Raw genomic sequence first — 18,664 nt, forward strand, 5'->3', positions numbered from 1 at the left:
TCTTTTAAAAATTAAGTTTAAAACCTAAAGAGACACTTGACAACAGAGAATATCGGTATGCATCAGAAACTCCTGTCAATGAAGCTCTTGGGTCATATCCTTTTCTCTTGGACCACAGATACAGGTTGTTGCCTGTCACATAGATTTTCAGACCAGATAAACCTGCCTGCTGTGCAAAACCATCAGGAAGCTGATAGGAGAGGGTTACATCCTGAAGACTGATATAATCCGATTTAATTAAATAAAGCGTTGAATTTCCGTTTTGGTTTGTAGCGGTGAGGTCTACTCTTGGCAGCGCTGCCGTCGGATTTTCAGGAGTCCATGTTTTATCCAGATCTGTGGAATAGTTTGAGCCATAGCTGTCTGAGTGGAATAAGCTTCTATAAATATCATCATATCCATATCCTCCGAACTGATAGGCGAAATTCACGGCCAGATTAAATCTCTTATAAGTAAAATCTGTTCCGAATCCACCATACACCTTTGGAATAGCCGATTTACCAGTGTTATAATCCGTGGCTTCCTTATAATTGTTGGTAACCGTTCTTTCTTCTTTCTGAGTGACAGGGTTTATGGATGTACGATACCATAAAGCGTCACCATTTTCAGGATTTACTCCGGCAAATTCTTTCAGGAAGTAGGTATAACGGTCTCCACCTTCCGTTAAGATAAATAATCCACTAACCAAGCCTGTGTTTCTTTGCTCAGCAGGTAATCGGGTAATCTTATTTTTATAATGAGTGGCATTGGCATAAACACTCCATTGAAATTCATCACCATGGAGAATATCCACACTTAGATTAGCTTGAACACCTCTGTTGGTCATATCTCCAATGTTTCCGTATTTCACATAAGAACCTGCATTGGACGGAGGAAGAGGAAGCGTGTAGATCATATCCGATACTTTCCTTTCAAAATAATCTGCATTCAGGGTTATTCTGTTTTTTAAAAGTGAGAGTTCAAAACCGGCATTCAGGTTTTTGGAGGTTTCCCATTTTAAATCCTTGTTTCCCTGTTTTTTAAGCGAAAGAACCGGCTTGTCGTCACCGAAATTATTAATTCCATAGATATCCTGATATGCATAATAATCCCTGCTGGAACCTCCTAAAAGGATATTGTCATTTCCCTGCTGCCCATAAGACGCTTTTAATTTTAAAGAATTAATCACGCTGTTGTCCTTAAGGAAATCTTCTTTTGCAATATTCCAGGCCAGTCCCAATCCATAGAAATTTCCCCATCTGCTTTCAGGTGAAAAAACAGAAGAACCATCTCTACGTATATTGGCATTGAAGAAATATTTTCCGTCATAGTTATACAATAACCTTGTGAAATACCCTTCTACAGCATATTCATAACCGCTTCCTGATAAATCGGTAATTTTCACAGCATTATCAAAAGCTTGTGAGCCAGGTAATAAAAGCTGCTGTTTTGATCCTGAAAAGCCATCATCTTTTATTTTGTTCAGTTCATGTCCTACAAGAAGATTGAAGCTGTGATTTCCAAGTTTTTTCTGATAGGTAAGCAATTGCTGGTGGTTCAGCGTATATTTAAAATTAGAACCTTGCGAAATAGTTCCCCCTACAGAAGATGAAGTTCCTCCTTCCGTATTTCCGAACTGAAGATTTCTTGTATTCTCAAGATAGGCACCGAAATTGTACGTGAAATCCAGTCCTTTGATGATTTCATAATTTAAACCAAGATTAAGATTGGTAATATTGCTGATGATCTGAGATTTATCTTTCTGAAGGTTTCCTACAGGATTTTCAAAAACGGCATACGATCTTGCGGCTCCGTTAGGTCCCTGGCCGGCTCCATAATCGTATAAAGCATTTCCATTGCTGTCATACAATCTCTGGTAATTATTGTCCCTGAGGAAAACAGGATAGAAAGGAGCAATGTTTCTGGCAAACTGGAAAGGGTTGGAAAAACCTCCGGTTTCCCCAAAATCCTGCTTACTGTAGGTATAAGACAAAGCACTGGTTAATTTCAGCTTTGATGTGATAGAGTAGTCTACATTCGATCTGATCCCGAATCTTTCAAATCCTGAAGAAATTAAATACCCTTTGTCATCCAGATAATTAAGAGAGGTGTAAGACTTTATCTGATCCCCATTGGCGTTGATCCCTACCGTGGCTTCTCTTCTCAAAGAAGGTCTGAAAAGCAGTTTTTTCCAGTCATCCTGATATAACAATTTTGCATCCTGATTGAAAGATCCATCCTTTGAAATCAATTGATTAAAAGGAACATTATAAACATTATATTCTAATTTATTCAACGCTGAAAGGCCTACATCATGTGGACTGGCACCAGAAGGAACAGCTCCCGGTTGCTTCAATCTTGCGATTTCGCCAATTCTGGCTCTGTTATAATAAGCAGTGTAATAATCCTGTGGAGAAGTATAAACTGAATAATCTTCAATAGATCTGAAATTGACCCCGGTTCTTACATCGGCTTCAATACTTACTCCTTTACTTTTCCCTCTTTTTGTATTCACAATAATCACTCCATTGGCTCCCCTGGAACCGTATAATGCATTGGAAGAAGCATCTTCAAGAAAAGAAATGCTTTCAATATCTGAGGCAGCAATACTGTTCAGATTCCCGCTGTATGGAATGCCATCCAGTACAATTAACGGATCACTGGAAGCATTGATGGAGCCTATTCCTCTCATTCTGATTGTTGGCTGAGAACCTGGTTGTCCTGATGAGATTACCTGTACCCCAGCTACTTTTCCTCCAATTCCCTGAAGAATATTTCCGTTTTGAAGATTTGAAAGATCCTTAGCCTTCAAGGACTGTACAGATCCTGTGATCTCTTCTTTTTTCTGCTTTCCAAAGGCTACTACTACCACTTCTTTTATAGAGGTTTCGTTGGAAAGGCTGTCTTTAGTTTGGGCAAAGCCGTATTCCGCGAATAGGAGTAAAGCCAATACACCAAGCTTGCATTGTTTCTTTTTCATTATATTAATCTAGGTTTAAAACTGAACTGTGTATTACTGCTGATCTCTCTGTAAGAAATAATAATTCCCTGCCTCCTTTTTCAGGGAGGATATAAGAAATAGAAAATTAAAATTTACTGGAGATGTACCCGGATGAAAGAAGCCTTGAACTCTTTGGCTTTAATTCCTACAGTAATGAATGTATCTCTTAAAAAGTTATCACATCATCATTTTGCACATCATATCAAAACACATGTCTTGGGAAGTAAGGTTGTGTTGTGAAAGGGCAGACGTTCCACAACATTTATGCTGTGCAGTAGCTGTCGACATAATAGTGCATAGGTAAGAATTAAAGGTATTCTTATTCATGAGAATAAAGTTTATGTTTTTTTTAACTGAGTCAAAATTATTTAATAATTGATGAATCACGGTAAAAAAGGAGTATGAGATAAATCATATTAATCTACTAAATTAGTAGACTAATTAAAAGTGATGAAATTTAAACAATGTACTTATTTGATAATCAATAATTTAATTAATTATTTAAAATGTTAAAAAATTATAAAAAAATAGGTTTTAAAACAGTGAATTAAAATTAACACCAGAAGTCTATTGTTTTTGTAGACTTTTTATTTATTTTATAAGACAAGCTGCTGCCTGAACCGGAAGGTTGATAAGTGAAATTTTTGTAGGAGGTTTGGTTTTGGCTAAGAAGAAGATAGATCCGGTGAAGTCTGCTCTAGCTGTATTTCGGAGTTTTACATCAACAAAAAATTAAAGAAATGAATATAGTTTTGACAGGTTCCATAGGGAACATCGGAAAACCACTTACAAAACACCTTGTACAAAAAGGACACTCAGTTACCGTGATCAGCAGTAATGAAGAAAGAACAGCTGCTATAGAAGCTTTGGGAGCAAAAGCCGCTATTGGCAGTATGTTTGATGTTGACTTTCTTACAGAAACGTTTACAGGAGCAGACCTTGTTTATTTAATGGAAACAATGGAAGCCGCAGGCAATATGTTTGATAAAGACATTGATTTTATCGGAAAGATCAGTGAAATTGGCCGTCAATACAAAACTGCTGTGGAATGTTCAGGCGTGAAAAAAATTGTCCATCTCAGCAGTATTGGTGCTCATACGAATAAAGGGACGGGCATTATCGTATTTCATTATCATGTAGAACAGATTCTGAAACAGCTGCCGGAGGATATTGCTATTAAATTTGTTCGTCCTGTTGGTATTTATTTCAATATGTTTTCATTCATCAATACGATAAAAAATAAAGGTGCTATTATTTCCAATTGGGGAGGTGATCAAAAAGAACCTTGGGTTTCTCCGCTGGATATTGCAGATGCTGTAGCTGAAGAAATTGAAAAACCATTTGATGGGAGGACAATACGGTATGTAGCAAGTGATGAGGCTTCTCCTAATGAAATTGCAAAAACTTTGGGTACATCCATTGGTAAGGAAGATCTGGAATGGGAAGTGATTTCAGATGAGGAATTATTGAAAAACTGGCTTGATATCGGCTTCAATGAGCAGGTGGCCAAAGGGTTTGTAGAAACTCAGGCAAGTCAGGGTAGTGGAATTCTGTACGAAGATTATTATCAGCATCAACCTGTTCTGGGGAAAGTAAAGCTGGAAGATTTTGCAAAAGAATTTGCCGCTGCTTACCAAAATGAGGAAGGGTAAAATATTGAACAACAAAAGTTACAAAAATTTTTAAACACTTAAGTGAGTTTAAGAAGATGTCCTTGCACAGAATAAGTACACATAAGCTTTTTTAAATCTTCGATTTTTATAAGTGTACAGTATTAACCACAAACATCTGTGAAAATCTGTGTCCTCTGTGGTTAAATAACTTTTAAAACAATTTGTAATTTTATAGATATGGAAAGACGGGTTACAAAAAGAATAAAAACCATTACAGAATTCCACCGTTCAAGAGGATTATCTCCTCCTGAGCATCCACTGATCAGTGTGATTGACTACAACAATGTTAAACGGCCTGCTGATATCGGAGAGGTTAACTGGATGCTGGATTTTTACCAGATTTCTTTAAAATTGGGAATTAATGGCAAACTGAAATATGGTCAGCAGGAATATGACTTTGATGAAGGAACTCTGTTTTTTATTTCCCCGAATCAGGTTTTCAGAATTGAGGCAGATTCCGGTCTGAAGGAGAAACAATCCGGCTGGATGCTGCTGATTCACCCTGATTTTCTGTGGAACACTTCATTGGCGAAAACCATAAAACAATATGACTTTTTCGACTATTCCGTGAATGAAGCCTTGTTTCTTTCAAAAAAAGAAGAACTTACCATCAATGGAATTATAGAAAATATTGAACAGGAATATCATGGGGTGATTGATAAATTCAGTCAGAATATTATCATTTCACATATAGAAACATTGCTCAATTATTCCGAAAGGTTTTATGAAAGACAGTTTATCACCCGAAAAATAACCAATCATAGCATTCTTAACCGTTTAGAAACTTTACTGGCTGATTATTTCAATGATAATGATCTGGTATCAAAAGGACTGCCCACGGTACAGTTTACAGCCAAAAAGCTTGGAATTTCACCCAATTATCTTAGCCGGCTGCTGACAACTCTTACCGGGCAAAGTACGCAGCAGTTTATCCATGATAAGTTGATTGAAAAAGCGAAAGAAAAACTATCTACAACAGATCTCTCAGTAAGTGAGATTGCTTATGAACTAGGCTTTGAGCATCCACAGTCCTTTACAAAACTATTTAAAAATAAAACCAGGCTTTCTCCGCTGGAGTTTAGAACATCATTTCAGTAAAATAAAAAAGATAAGATTCAAACAGCATTATGATGAATGATGCTGTTTGGATTTAATCCCTGTTTTATTGTATTTATTACGATATTCTATAGGAGATAAACCTGTAATTCTGCGGAATATTTCCCGAAAGGCTTTCACATCAGAATAGCCTGCTTCATACATCACTTCATTGATGGTTTTCCGGGAGGCTTCCAATTCTTTTTTGGCAGACTCTATCTTTACCCTTTGCTGGTATTCAAGAGGAGTATTGCCGGTTGCTTTTATAAACCTGCGGTCAAAACTTCGTCTTCCAACCGTGAATTTTTTGGAAAGCGCTTCCATGGATATTCTCTCAGAGAAATTCTTTTCAATGTATTCCTGGGCCTGAATAATCATTTCATCGCCATGCGATTTTTGCCCGTTAAAGATGATGAAATCCGATTGAGTTTCTCTGTCGATGTCAATTTGAAATATTTTGGAACAATAAATAGCCGTTTGCCTGTCGTAATATTTTTCAACCAGATAAAGAAGAAGGTTTAAGAAAGAATATCCTCCGCCATTTGTATAGATTCCCTGTTCATCCGTAATGATTTTTTCTGCCCTTACGTTCACTTTGGGAAACAGCTTTTTAAAATTGGCAACCGTATTCCAGTGGATTGAACAGCTTTTTGAGTCCAAAAGACCTGTAGAAGCCAATATATAAGCTCCTGTACACATGCTGGCAACATCCGCTCCCTTTTTATACTGTTCTGATATCCAATGGACAAGTGCTGTATTTTGGTCTTCTATTTTTGTGAAATTCGGGGCAATGGCAGGAATGACAATCAGATCGGTTTTCTTGATGGCTGCAATATTTTTTTGTGGGATCACGGTAAGTAAACCATTTACAAAATCAGACTGCTGGGAAACTCCGGCCAGTTCGATGGTGAATACCATATCTTTATTGTTATGGCTGTAATACCTGTTCGCTTCCGTAAAAATATGATAGGTTCCTATAATGCAGGATAATGTATTGGGAGCTGTCTGTGCATCGGGAACTAATATGGTTAAATGTTTCATATCGCAGAATGTAAAGGTGAATAAATTGTGCCGGCTGTAACCTCATCTGTATCATACAAATATAAAAAAATAAGATGTCCGGATCAACCTCTTAGAATGTCTATTTTACACCCCTTATAGGTCTTTCTATGTTCTTACCTTTGGATAAGTAAATTAAGATGATACAGTCTGAAAGGATTGTTGAAAAAAAACTAACACTAATACAAATAAAATTATGAAATCACAGGATTTTACAACAAGTATTACCGTTGATGCTTCATCCCAGCAGGTATTTGATGCCGTTAATAATGTCCGGGGCTGGTGGTCTGAAAATATTGAAGGATCTACCTCTGTTCTGAACAGCGAATTTACCTATCATTATCGTGATGTACACCGATGCAGGATAAAAATTACAGAAATGCAGCCTAATACTAAAGTGGTGTGGCATGTTCTGGATAACGATTTTAATTTTATTGAAGATAAAACAGAATGGGTAAATACTCATATCGTATTTGATATTCATGAAAAACAAGGAAAAACAGAACTGATATTTACCCATCAGGGGCTGGTTCCTGAAGGTGAATGCTATGAGGTCTGCCATGACGCCTGGACTCATTATATCCAGGATAGTCTGAAATCCCTGATTACTACAGGTCAGGGTAAAGCAACTCCCAAAGAAGATTTTGCAGCACCTGGTTATGAGGAAGAAAATAAGGATACAAAAAGCATTTATCATAGATTACTCATTACCGTACCTGTTGAAAAAGTATATGAAGCCATCACTACCAAGGAAGGATTAGCCGGATGGTGGACACCGGATACGGAAGCAAAAGCTGAGATTGGGAGTATACTGAGGTTTGGTTTTGGTCCTGATTATTTTAAAAATATGGAAGTAATGGAACTGAAACCTTACAGTCTGGTGAAGTGGCTTTGTATCAAGGGATTTGAGGATTGGATTGGTACTACACTTACTTTTGAGCTGGAACCGCATAAGAAAGGATGTATTTTATTATTCCACCATGATGGCTGGAAATCGTACAATTCAGAATTTGCATCCTGTAGTTTTGACTGGGCTTTATTTTTCAGAAGCCTGAAATCTCTTTGTGAAACAGGGAAGGGCTTTCCTTATCCGGATTTTGATAAAATAAATTAAAGCTGTACTCAATAATTCTCAGATTCTACTTGTCAGATGTCTAAAAATAGATAACTCTTATAGATATGATAAAGAAAATAATAAAAAAGGCTGTCTTCCAGGTAAGGCAGCCTTTTTCTTAAGATTTCTTTTGTAACTCAGTGAATTGCATTTGCCGCAGTCTTTGAAAAACTGTTTCTGAAATTTAAAAATTGATATCTTTCATCATTCTTAATGGTGATTGGAGTTCTTTTACAGAAAAATTAATTATATTTTTGATAATTATTTTATTTGCACAATTCTTTATCAAAAGTGATAAAGCGTAACGATTGTAGAAAACCACTCCAATAATATGATGAAAAAATACCTTACTTATATAGCACTTTTGGGAACACCTTTGTTTTGGGGACAAAATAAAGTAATCGGAACATCTGCTTACCAGAATAGCTTGAAACTATCAGAGAAGGAAAATGAAGCCATGGCATTTGATAATGATATAAAATTATCTGATGCGGAAATAGTTTTGGATAAGAAGATATTGCAACTACGTAAGCAGTTTCTAAGTGATACAGAATCCAAAAAAATATCATTATACAACAGCTCTTTTTATGAAATAAAACCTTTAATAGAAGGCAGTAAGCTGTATGAAATAGTACAGACCATGCCCAAAGGAGGTTTGCTGCATACCCACAGCGGAGGGATAACGGAGGTGAAATGGATAATTTCGGCTGCCAGAAAATACCAGGAATGCTACGTTTACGATCAGAAAGATAATGATCAGTTCATTTTCGGACAGCTGGCTTTTTTTGAAAAAGGAAAAGTTCCGAACGGATTTGTCAGTCTTGATAAAAAACTGGCTTCAAACCCTGATTTTGAAAAACAGTTACAGGACCTTCTTACGTTGAAACGTGAAAACCTTTGCTCTTACACAGATTATTGGATTGAATTTGAAAAACGTTTTAAGCGTATCAATCTGCTGCTTCCTTACCGTCCTTTCTTCAAAGAATATTATTTAAAAGGATTCCAGGATTTGATCAAAGATAAAGTACAGCACGTAGAAATCAGATATATTTTTGATGAGCTTTATGACTTCCAGCATGGGAAATACCCTTTAAAAACTTCCATCACAGATCTGCAGGATATTCTTAAAGAAGTACACAAGTCTGATCCGCAGTTCACCCTGAAACTGATTTATTCAAGCTTTAAATTCCTGGATAATGAAAGTATTGGGAAACAGCTGGAAACAGCATTTGAGATGAAGAAAGAATTTCCGGATATGATTTCAGGATTTGATCTTGTGGCAGATGAAGCTGCTGGACATAACATCAATTTTTTTGAGAAAAACTGGGCAAAACTGAACGAGCTTACTAAAAAATACGGCGTAGAAATGCCTCTTTTCCTTCACGCAGGAGAAAGCAACTCCGCCTTGAATAAAAATGTTCTGGATGTAGCTTTATTAAATAACAAAAGAATCGGGCACGGACTGAATCTGATCTACTTCCCCAAAACAATGGAGCAGATAAGAGCACAAAATAAACTGGTGGAAGTAAGCCCAATCAGTAACCAGGTTCTGGGATATGTGAGTGATATGAGAAATCACCCTGCCAGAGTATTATTAAGCAATGGAGTGCAGTGTTCCATCAACAGTGATGATCCTTCCGTATATGGATACACAGGACTTAGTTATGATTTCTGGGTAGCAATGGTGTATTGGGAGCTGGATGTAAAAGCACTAAAAAAACTGGTTTTCAATTCCATTAATTATTCTTCTCTGAATGAAAATGAGAAAAAGAATTCATTATCCTACCTGAATCAGCAATGGAATGATTTTGTCCAGAAAACAAATCAGAAATTGAACTAACCGGGATTTTCCTGAAAAAAATAAAATCGCATTATTGACTTAATAATGCGATTTGTCTTTTAATAGATCAACCAAGATTACTTTCTCAACTTTGATCGGGATAATTCTTTTTTTACCATAGAGCCTAATTTTGAAGGACTTACTTTTGTCAGAACCAAAGATTCACAACCATTGAAGACAGCAAAACGTTTTACGGTTTCTACAAAAGGTGTAAGCCATAATTCAGGAGCTATTGTATTGTTTTCAATATGTAAATGGATAAGCTCAAACTTTTTTTCCTTTCTGTGCGCTTTACAGTCAACCCTTCCGATAAACTGATCCCCAAACAGAATGGGCAGACAGAAGTAACCATATTGTCTTTTTTCCTTCGGAGTATAGCATTCCAACCGGAAATCAAAATCAAAAACCTGTTTGATCCGGTCACGATGAATAATAGAATTATCAAACGGTGACAGCAGCCATACATTAGAACCTGTCATATCAAATGTTTTTTCCAGCAGATTATTTTGAACATAAACAGAATTTCCTCCATCAATTTTAACTTTCGATATTGTGCCTTCTTCAAGCATAGCCTGTAAAACCTCATTCACATTCTTCTTCAGGTCATTTCCTGTCCGAAGATGGGTGATCTGCTTTACCGTAGTAAATCCATAAGCACGGAGATTGGTTGTTACCAGATATTTCGCAAACTCAAGTGGAGTAGGTTCTGTGGTATTGATGGAAGAAGGCAGAACTCTTTCAGTCAGATCATATGTTTTCTGCATTCCGGAGCGTCCGCTGATCATCAGGTCTCCCTGCATGAAAAGTCTTTCAAGAGCTAGTTTGGCAGGCTTCCAGTTCCACCAGGTTCCTGCTTTATGACTTTCGTTTTCAAAATCTCTTGCCCGTTTGGGACCTTCACTGCGAATGATGTCTATGACATATTTCATTACTTTTGGGTCTGCATTGTAATAACGGGATTCTCCTCGTTTGATGGTAAGCATTTGTGGCAAAACATACCGGAAATCCTGCATCGGAAGATAAGAAGCTGCATGAAACCAATATTCAAATACCTGGCGTTCCTCTACCAGTTCTTCAAGATAATCAGCCTTAAAGTCAGGGATTCTTGCCCAAAGTGTATGATGATGGGCGCGTTCCACCATAGACAAAGTATCAATCTGTATATATCCGAGATGCTCCAAAGCATAAAGCACCGCATCTTTTCCGGTTCCGAACGGTGTATTTTGTGCTAATCCCTGACTATCTAATGTTGCAAGCTTTAAGTGCTCTAGCACCAACTTCTTTTCCATATCTGAAGAAAACAGGTTTGTGATGTTTTTTCAAATATAAGGATTTGATCGAAAAATTTTGAGTAAGATATCAGTTGTTCTGACGGTTATCTCTTTTTAATTCCCTTTCAATTTCATTCACATAGGGTAGAGGAAGATGAAAACTTTCCTCGATATATTTTCTGATATTTTCATCAGTTTTGTTGTTTATCTTTCTGATAAAAAGCTGATTGCCGGATTTTAAAGATTCAATATAACTGAATGTACTCTGTGTATTTTGAAAAATTGATTTCTCAAGTACAGCTCTTTTATCATCATTAATAATGATATCACTAAATGATGTATTCATAAGAACAGTCTGAAAAAAAGATTCTGCAGGTAAAAAAGTATGAAGATAGTAATCTTCAAAATCCATTACCATTTTATTATTGATTAAGAATAAGCAGGTTTCTCTTGTAAAAATGAACCATTTTCCACCAATAAAAGGGACTACTCCTTTCATAAATGTTCTTTTGTAGATGAAAGATGAAATCACATAGGCAAATTCAGTGAAATAACTTTGTATTCTTTGCAGGGTGTCTGGTCTATAAAATTTCTGGTCGTAATAAAAAAGATAATTTCTGTCTTTATGGGTGGAAAGAAATTGGCGGATAATATTTTGTGATTTCAGGGGATAATCTTCACCGCTTAGATTAATGAAATAATCCCATTCTTTACTTACGTTTAAGAGAAACTCCATGGCATTCAACTCAGCCTGAACCATATTGAAGCCTCCTGAAACAATATTCAGGCTGTCCAGAATATAGACATTGGGAAACTGAACTACATACAGCTGTATTTCTTCAATGAGATCGGGCTTGGCTTTTCTGTCAATATGAATAAGATAAAACTGATCCCTTGTATAAATTTTCTTAAACATCTCCTTAAATACTTCAGGTTTATGATGTACCATAATAAAATAAGCAATCCTTACATGCGGGCCCGTATTTGACTCTAATGTTCTGGGATAAGGTTTTGTTCTGGGATCAGAAGTTTGCATGATTCGGAGTTTAAAATCATCTGCATCAACAAACAATTTAGTTAATTGCTAGAAGATACGAATAAATTTTTGATAATCAATTAATTAAATGGAATTGTGTTTGTTTTTTTTTATTGTAAGTTTGCAAAACATTTATAAAACAGGTCACTGCCTTTGCTATTCTGTCATAGTTTAAAATCACATTTTTTTCTTTCAGTTTTGCTTTTTCAGCTACCAATTTATAATCTTCATTTTCCTGGCAGAAAACAAAGATTATAAAGTTCTATTGTAGATTAGGAGCGATACGTCATGGCTGGGTAATATATTACAGATATTATTGTAGCTAAAACAAGAAAAAGATGAGCAGAAAAGAATACTCTTTATTTGTTTATCCTTACCAGATACCCATTCAAATTCTGATCAACAGATTTGCTTACAAAATACCGGAAAGCCGGAATTTATAATGAATTTTAAAAATTTAAATTTAATCAACCCAATTATCCGTGCAGTGACAGAAGCTGGATATTCCAGGCCTACTGAAATACAGTGTAATGCAGTTCCGTCTATTTTATCGGGAAGAGATGTTGTAGGATGTGCAGAAACGGGTACAGGAAAAACAGCAGCATTTGTTATGCCTATTTTGCAGCTATTGAAAAGGCATACTCCGGACCATAAAGAGATACGAATTTTAATACTTACGCCAACACGGGAATTGGCTATGCAGCTAGAAGAAAATCTTGGAATTTACAGTAAGTATTTACCATTGTCTCAGCTTTCTGTTTATGAAGGTTTTCCTATTGGAAGCCAGCTTGCAGCGCTGAGGAAAAGAGTGGATATTCTTGTGGCAACACCGGGAAGACTGCTTGATTTAGAGAATCAAAGACATATTGACCTTTCCAAAATTGAAATATTTGTTTTAGATAAGGCAGATAAAATGCTTGATATGGGGTTCATTAATGAAGTGAAACAGGTTTTAAAACTGCTTCCCCAGAAAAGACAAAATCTGGTTTTTTCGACAACAATGCCAGGAAGCGTAAGACATTTTGCCGGAACAATGCTGAACAATCCCGTGGAGGTTATTGTCAGCCCGGTTTCTTCAACAGCAAAGATGGCCAGCCAGCCGGTTTGTTTTGTAGAAAAAGAAAAAAAAACAGATTTGCAGACAGATAAACTGCAGAAAAAAAATATAAGATCAATGGTTTTTACACGTACTCAACATGTAGCCAATAAACTGGTCCAGCAGCAGTAGAATTTCCGGATATTCCTGAAACCTGTGTTCACAGGATTGGATAAACCGGAATAGAAGGAACTGCTATTTCATTTTTATGAATAGAATCTGTAGCGTTTACAGACTATAATATACAATTTTTAATAATAATTACAATGCAAGAAGGCACCGTAAAATTTTTCAATGAAGCAAAAGGCTTCGGTTTTATTACTCCAGCAGATGGAAGTAAAGATATATTTGTACACTCTTCAGGATTAAGCATAGGAACAATCCGTGAAAATGATAAAGTAGTTTTTGATGTACAAAAAAGTGATAAAGGCTTAAATGCTGTTAACGTAAAGTTGGCATAATTAAAGTCTTACTTGCAGGTATGTTACAATAACATACCTTTCCATATTAAGTTTCATATTTTTTATATTTTTTTACAGATTCAAAATCCATAAAACTTAGTATCTGGATCTATTGTTTGAAAAAACATGGATGTAATTTAGATTACTTTTTATTTTCATTAGCCTCTTACTTATGTGAGAGGTTTTCCGGGATTTGAAAATATAAGGATGGTAATTGGACCAGATATTGATAGACTAAGATTGAATGTTTGAAAAATATAAAAAATATGCAGACTTGGTATATCATTATTACAGTGTTTACAACAGCTGTACATATTTTAATCCCTCAAAAGGTTCAGAAATAATATGATTATTATTAATAATTTTAATGAGTATAAGTCTTTTGAAGGACAAATGATAGGAGTTTCTGACTGGCATACAATACATCAGGATCAGATCAACAGATTTGCAGATGCTACTTTAGATGATCAGTGGATTCATACAGATCAGGAAAGGGCAGAAAATGAAGGCCCTTTTAAATCAACTATTGCTCATGGTTATTTAACATTATCATTGATTCCTTATCTCTGGAAACAGATTGCAGATGTTCGGAATGTAAAAATGGAAATCAATTACGGAATAGAGAACCTTAAATTCGGAGATGCTGTTCCTGTAAACAGTGAGGTAAGGCTGCAGGCGACGGTAAAATCAGTAATCAATCTCAAGGGAACTGTAAAAGCAGTCGTTGAAGCTAAACTGCTGATTAAAGATCATATAAAACCCGCCTATACAGGTGATGTCGTTTTCCTTTATCATTTTTTCTGATACAAAATTTAAAAAATTAACCTGTTAACTTAATTAGTGTTAGTGTTTTATGAATAAAAAGCATCATTGATTTCAATGACACTTTTAATTTTTTGCTATCTGTTCTACGGCTTATTATAAAACAGTTATCTATGTATTTTTACAATGACAGTACTATTTTGCCCAATAAAGGTCTGTCCCGTTTTGAATCCTCTATTCTTTGATGGGCACTTTTAATATCTTCAAACGGGTAGATACTGTCTATAACAGGCTTTACCTGTCCGGTTTCGATGAGCTGGGTAATATGATGGAGTTCATCTCTGCTTTGTCTGGTAAAAACGAAATGATACGTCGCATTTTTTTCCCAGGCGTGGATGAGGTTTTGTGGCCGGGCAATGTCAACCAGGCTTACAACAGTACCATAATCAGCTAAAGCAAGAGGGCTGTCTGAGAGCGTGCTTCCTCCCACGGTATCAATGATGACATCAACACCTTTTCCCCTGGTATGAGTTTGTATTTTTTCAATCCAATTTTCTTTATGATGGTCAATAACTACATCTGCTCCAAGATGCTGAAGCTTTCCATGTAAGCTGCTCTGCCCTGTAGTGTACACATAGGCACCTAATGATTTGGCCACCTGTATGGCGAGTGAGCCAACACCTCCTGCACCTCCAAGGATGAGAATGCTATCTCCTTTTTTTAATTGGGCACGTACCACAATCATTTCCCATACCGTTCCTCCAATAAGCGGAATAGCTGCCGCTTCCTCATAGCTTAGGTTATTGGGCATTCCTGATAATGAGGATTCTTCAGTAAGGTGATATTCAGAATAGCTGCCCGAACCTCCAAAACGTGGGGAATAATAGACTTTATCGCCAGGTTTCCATTTTTGTACGGCTTCACCTACTGCAATAACATCACCGGCAATATCATGACCGGTTATAATGGGTAATTCAAACAGGGATGCATAATCTCCGCGTCTTACCTGATAATCCAGAGGATTTACAGAAGCAGCCTTTACTTTTACCAATACCTGAAAAGGATTTGTGATAGAAGGAGCGGGCATTTCCGTTACCTCCAGAACTTCCGGTCCACCATAGTTTTTAATGACAATTGCTTTCATAATTAAATATTTCGCTTACTTTTTAATAGTTTAAAACTTACTTGGCTATTGGGGCAATGTCCCCATAAATTCAAATATTTCAGCACCTATTTCTTCAACGTTTGTTTCCAGAGCAAAGTGTCCCGTATCATAGAACTTTAATTTCGCATCCGGCAGATCTCTTTTATAAGCTTCGGCTCCTGCAGGGAGGAAATACGGATCTTTGTTTCCCCATACCAGTAACAGCTTCGGTTGATGTTTTCTGAAATATTCATGGAATTTCGGATATAAGGCTACATTGGTTCTGTAATCTTTTACTAAGTCAAGCTGTATCTCTATATTACCAGGTCTGTCAAGAAATTTCTGGTCGAGAGTGTAGGATTCAGGTGCAATTAAAGAAGGATCAGAAACGCCATGATAATATTGAAACATGGTGGCTTCTTTAGAAACAAAGTCTTTGAGGGCAAGGCGGTTTGCCTGTGATGGGTCTTTCCAGTATTTCTGTATAGGATTCCATTCTTTGCTTAACCCTTCTTCATAGGCATTTCCGTTTTGAGAGACAATCCCGGTGATCTTTTCAGGATTATTCATGGCAAGGCGTAAACCTACCGGAGCACCATAATCAAAAATATAAACCGCAAAACGTTTCATTTCAAGTTGATCTACAAATGCCTGTACAGTTTCTGCAAGATGATCAAAGGTGTAAGAGAACTGCTGATGATCCGGAGCATCAGAATACCCAAAACCAGGCAGGTCCGGAGCAATGACATGGTATTTTTTACTCAGTATAGGAATCAGGTTCCTGAACATATGGGAAGAGGTAGGGTAGCCGTGCAGAAGAAGTATTGTAGGAGCGTTGGCAGGGCCTGCTTCTCTGTAAAACAGATTTAAATCATTTACCTTGATGTTGCGATAGTGGATAGGATGGTTTTCCATAATGTGATGGTTTAATGTTAATTTTGATTGGTTTGAGCCATTGTCATATTGTTTACAAGCAAGCCAAACGAGAGGGCTGCAATGAATGGTCTGAATATTATTTTCATTTATTTTTTTTGATAGTCCAAAATTAATACGGATATTTGATTACTGAAAACGATTAATTGTAATCAATGTAATCACTTATAATGATTAATTGGGATGAACATAAACGATTTTAAAATATTTGAAGCCGTGGCAGAAAGTGGCAGTTTTACAAAAGCAGCTTCCATGATGTTTACGGTTCAGTCGAATGTCACGGCAAGAATAAAAAGTCTTGAAGATGAATTTAATACTAAGCTTTTCTCACGTACTTCCCGAAAAGTAGAACTTACTTCCGAAGGCATGATCCTGATGCAGTATTCTAAACAGATTCAGCATTTGGTAGAAGAAGCAAAGAATAATATTCTGAGCGGTGAAAACATCAGAGGATGTCTGAAAATAGGCTGTATAGAAACAACGATGGCATTAAAGGTTCCTGAAATCCTTAATACGTTTGATGAGAAATATCCAGGCATTGAACTGGAGTTTAAATCAAACACCAGAGATTCGGTACTTTCCGGTGTTTTGGAGTATAACCTTGATGCAGCTTTTGTTTCTGCTCCTGTAAATGCTAAAGGACTGGAGAAAATCTGTATTAAAGAAGAACAGCTTGTGATTCTTACCTCATCAAAAGGCCCGAGCCTGCAGACACTCATCGCGAATGAACCACTGAAGATAGTAGTATTCGATGAAGGCTGTATTTTCAGGGAAAGGTTAGAATCCTGGTTAAGCCATAAAGGAATTCTGAACTATAAGAGTACCACCCTGAATTCTATTGAGGGTGTGATTAATTTCGTAGAAGCAGGGTTGGGAATCAGTATACTGCCGGAAGAAATTGTTTCCAAATACTACGCAGGAAGAGAAATTAAGACTTATGGACTGAATAAGCAGCTGGGAACCATGAATACCATTCTTGTTTTCAGAAAAGATGGTCCGCAGTCGAGGGCTTTACAGTGCTTTATTGATATGCATGCGCAACTATTATAATCTATTACAATTTGTTTTTGATTTCAGGAAGCGTAATTTCTTTGTTATAAAGCAGATTAACTATATTTTTTATAAAATCCTCCTTTTTAATCCGTTCTCCATTGGTATCATAAGCGATGGAGATATCTGCCTCTTTATTATAGATAAGAATAGCGTGTGATCCTAAGGTATCACCGCCATGACCATAAAATGTAATACCGTCAAAATCCCAGATTGCTATTCCTCTTCCCCAATTTTCTTTTCCCAATACAGGTTCCATCAGTTTCAGTGTTTCTTTTTTAAGAATAACATTATGGAATAAACTGTTGATGAAAATATTCAGATCATAAGGCGTTGAAGAGATGTCACCCACACCAATTACATTGAGAAAGTCTATTTCCTTTTTCAGCATATTCCAGGAATTGTTTTCATAACGATAAGGCAGAAATATATTTTTTTGATTCGCCTGGAAAGAAGCTGAATTTTTTAATTGGAGGGGTTTTAGAATTTCTGAACGAACTATTTTGTGAAACGTTTTTTTATATTTTTGTTCAAGAATTTTCGTTAAAAGGTAATAAGCAGAATTGGAGTAAGCAACCTTTTCACCCGGCTCAAAACTCTTCCCTTGTTTTATAATGAGATCCATAATTTCTTTGTCACTTACTTTTTCGGTTACCCATACTTCCCCATCTCTCACCACATAGCTTCCCAATCCGCTGGTATGCTCTAGTAAATTTTTAATAGTTATTTTATCTGAATTGATAATTTCAGGATAAAACTCAGAAAGTTTATTATTGAGATTCAGTTTATTTTCTTCAATTAACTTGAAAATTAAAACAGCTGTAATCATTTTGGTAACAGAGCCTACCTGATATTTAGTATCCTTATTATAAGTTAATTGCGGGATATTTTTTTGTCCGAAATTTTTAGAATAGACTTCTTTACCATTTTTGAAAATCGAGAGACTGCCCACTCCCAGATTATTATTTTCAATATAATTAAAGTAATGATCTAATTTTTCCGGGTTGATGGTTTGTGAAAAAAGATAATTGGAAATAAGAAGAAGCAGTAATGTAATTTTAATGTTCATGATGAGTTTTTGTGGGTTAGTCATTTATAAAACAACCGGATGGGTAAGAATATTACATATGATGATGTTTTTATCCTCCAA

At 36.2% G+C, this 18,664-nt stretch carries 15 protein-coding genes; 8 read left to right on the plus strand and 7 right to left on the minus strand.

The window, feature by feature from the left end:
- Nucleotides 1-4: 4 nt before the first annotated feature.
- Entirely contained in the window at nt 5-2,959 is a 2,955-nt protein-coding gene (locus tag SFA27_RS07640) for a SusC/RagA family TonB-linked outer membrane protein (RefSeq protein ID WP_407297407.1), read from the minus strand.
- 761 nt (nt 2,960-3,720) lie between these two features.
- On the opposite strand from SFA27_RS07640, the gene SFA27_RS07645 reads away from it, so the two are divergent.
- Nucleotides 3,721-4,632 carry an SDR family oxidoreductase gene (locus SFA27_RS07645; RefSeq protein ID WP_407297409.1) on the plus strand — a complete coding sequence of 304 codons (912 nt, stop codon included), beginning with the start codon at nt 3,721-3,723 and terminating at the stop codon, nt 4,630-4,632.
- Between the two features lie 198 nt (nt 4,633-4,830).
- Nucleotides 4,831-5,751, plus strand: coding sequence for an AraC family transcriptional regulator (locus SFA27_RS07650; RefSeq protein WP_407297411.1), 921 nt, complete (start codon nt 4,831-4,833; stop codon nt 5,749-5,751).
- Between the two features lie 27 nt (nt 5,752-5,778).
- Here SFA27_RS07650 and SFA27_RS07655 read toward each other — a convergent pair whose 3' ends face one another.
- Nucleotides 5,779-6,789 carry a helix-turn-helix domain-containing protein gene (locus tag SFA27_RS07655; RefSeq protein WP_047378170.1) on the minus strand — a complete coding sequence of 337 codons (1,011 nt, stop codon included), beginning with the start codon at nt 6,787-6,789 and terminating at the stop codon, nt 5,779-5,781.
- Nucleotides 6,790-7,003: 214 nt separating this feature from the next.
- Between SFA27_RS07655 and SFA27_RS07660 the strand changes: the two genes are divergently transcribed.
- On the plus strand, nt 7,004-7,921 hold the full coding sequence (locus SFA27_RS07660) for an SRPBCC domain-containing protein (RefSeq protein ID WP_047378169.1): 918 nt from the start codon (nt 7,004-7,006) through the stop codon (nt 7,919-7,921).
- Nucleotides 7,922-8,252: 331 nt separating this feature from the next.
- Nucleotides 8,253-9,761 (plus strand): adenosine kinase, encoded by a 1,509-nt coding sequence (locus SFA27_RS07665; protein WP_047378168.1) that lies wholly within the window; start codon nt 8,253-8,255, stop codon nt 9,759-9,761.
- Nucleotides 9,762-9,838: 77 nt separating this feature from the next.
- Here SFA27_RS07665 and SFA27_RS07670 read toward each other — a convergent pair whose 3' ends face one another.
- Nucleotides 9,839-11,050, minus strand: coding sequence for a winged helix-turn-helix domain-containing protein (locus SFA27_RS07670; RefSeq protein ID WP_407297414.1), 1,212 nt, complete (start codon nt 11,048-11,050; stop codon nt 9,839-9,841).
- A 70-nt stretch (nt 11,051-11,120) separates the two neighbouring features.
- Nucleotides 11,121-12,068: a beta-1,6-N-acetylglucosaminyltransferase gene (locus tag SFA27_RS07675; RefSeq protein WP_407297415.1), complete on the minus strand. Its 948-nt coding sequence runs from the start codon at nt 12,066-12,068 to the stop codon at nt 11,121-11,123.
- Nucleotides 12,069-12,510: 442 nt separating this feature from the next.
- On the opposite strand from SFA27_RS07675, the gene SFA27_RS07680 reads away from it, so the two are divergent.
- The 3 genes from SFA27_RS07680 (at nt 12,511) to SFA27_RS07690 (ending at nt 14,429) form a co-directional block, all read left to right on the plus strand.
- Nucleotides 12,511-13,296, plus strand: coding sequence for a DEAD/DEAH box helicase (locus SFA27_RS07680; RefSeq protein ID WP_407297417.1), 786 nt, complete (start codon nt 12,511-12,513; stop codon nt 13,294-13,296).
- A gap of 134 nt (nt 13,297-13,430) precedes the next feature.
- Nucleotides 13,431-13,625, plus strand: a complete 195-nt coding sequence (locus tag SFA27_RS07685; RefSeq protein ID WP_407297419.1) for a cold-shock protein — start codon at nt 13,431-13,433, stop codon at nt 13,623-13,625.
- Nucleotides 13,626-13,970: 345 nt separating this feature from the next.
- Nucleotides 13,971-14,429 carry a MaoC family dehydratase gene (locus SFA27_RS07690; RefSeq protein WP_047378165.1) on the plus strand — a complete coding sequence of 153 codons (459 nt, stop codon included), beginning with the start codon at nt 13,971-13,973 and terminating at the stop codon, nt 14,427-14,429.
- A 139-nt stretch (nt 14,430-14,568) separates the two neighbouring features.
- On the opposite strand, the gene SFA27_RS07695 is transcribed toward SFA27_RS07690, so the two are convergent.
- Both SFA27_RS07695 and SFA27_RS07700 read right to left on the minus strand, forming a co-directional pair.
- Entirely contained in the window at nt 14,569-15,531 is a 963-nt protein-coding gene (locus tag SFA27_RS07695) for a zinc-binding dehydrogenase (protein WP_407297421.1), read from the minus strand.
- A gap of 45 nt (nt 15,532-15,576) precedes the next feature.
- On the minus strand, nt 15,577-16,446 hold the full coding sequence (locus SFA27_RS07700; RefSeq protein WP_407297423.1) for an alpha/beta fold hydrolase: 870 nt from the start codon (nt 16,444-16,446) through the stop codon (nt 15,577-15,579).
- Between the two features lie 201 nt (nt 16,447-16,647).
- Between SFA27_RS07700 and SFA27_RS07705 the strand changes: the two genes are divergently transcribed.
- A complete protein-coding gene (locus tag SFA27_RS07705) occupies nt 16,648-17,514 on the plus strand; it encodes a LysR family transcriptional regulator (protein ID WP_407297425.1) in 867 nt (288 codons plus the stop codon).
- Between the two features lie 4 nt (nt 17,515-17,518).
- On the opposite strand, the gene SFA27_RS07710 is transcribed toward SFA27_RS07705, so the two are convergent.
- Nucleotides 17,519-18,583 (minus strand): serine hydrolase domain-containing protein, encoded by a 1,065-nt coding sequence (locus SFA27_RS07710; RefSeq protein WP_407297427.1) that lies wholly within the window; start codon nt 18,581-18,583, stop codon nt 17,519-17,521.
- Between the last annotated feature and the right edge of the window lie 81 nt (nt 18,584-18,664).

This window comes from Chryseobacterium sp. HR92, assembly GCF_045689405.1.
Classification (GTDB): Bacteria; Bacteroidota; Bacteroidia; order Flavobacteriales; family Weeksellaceae; genus Chryseobacterium; species Chryseobacterium viscerum_A.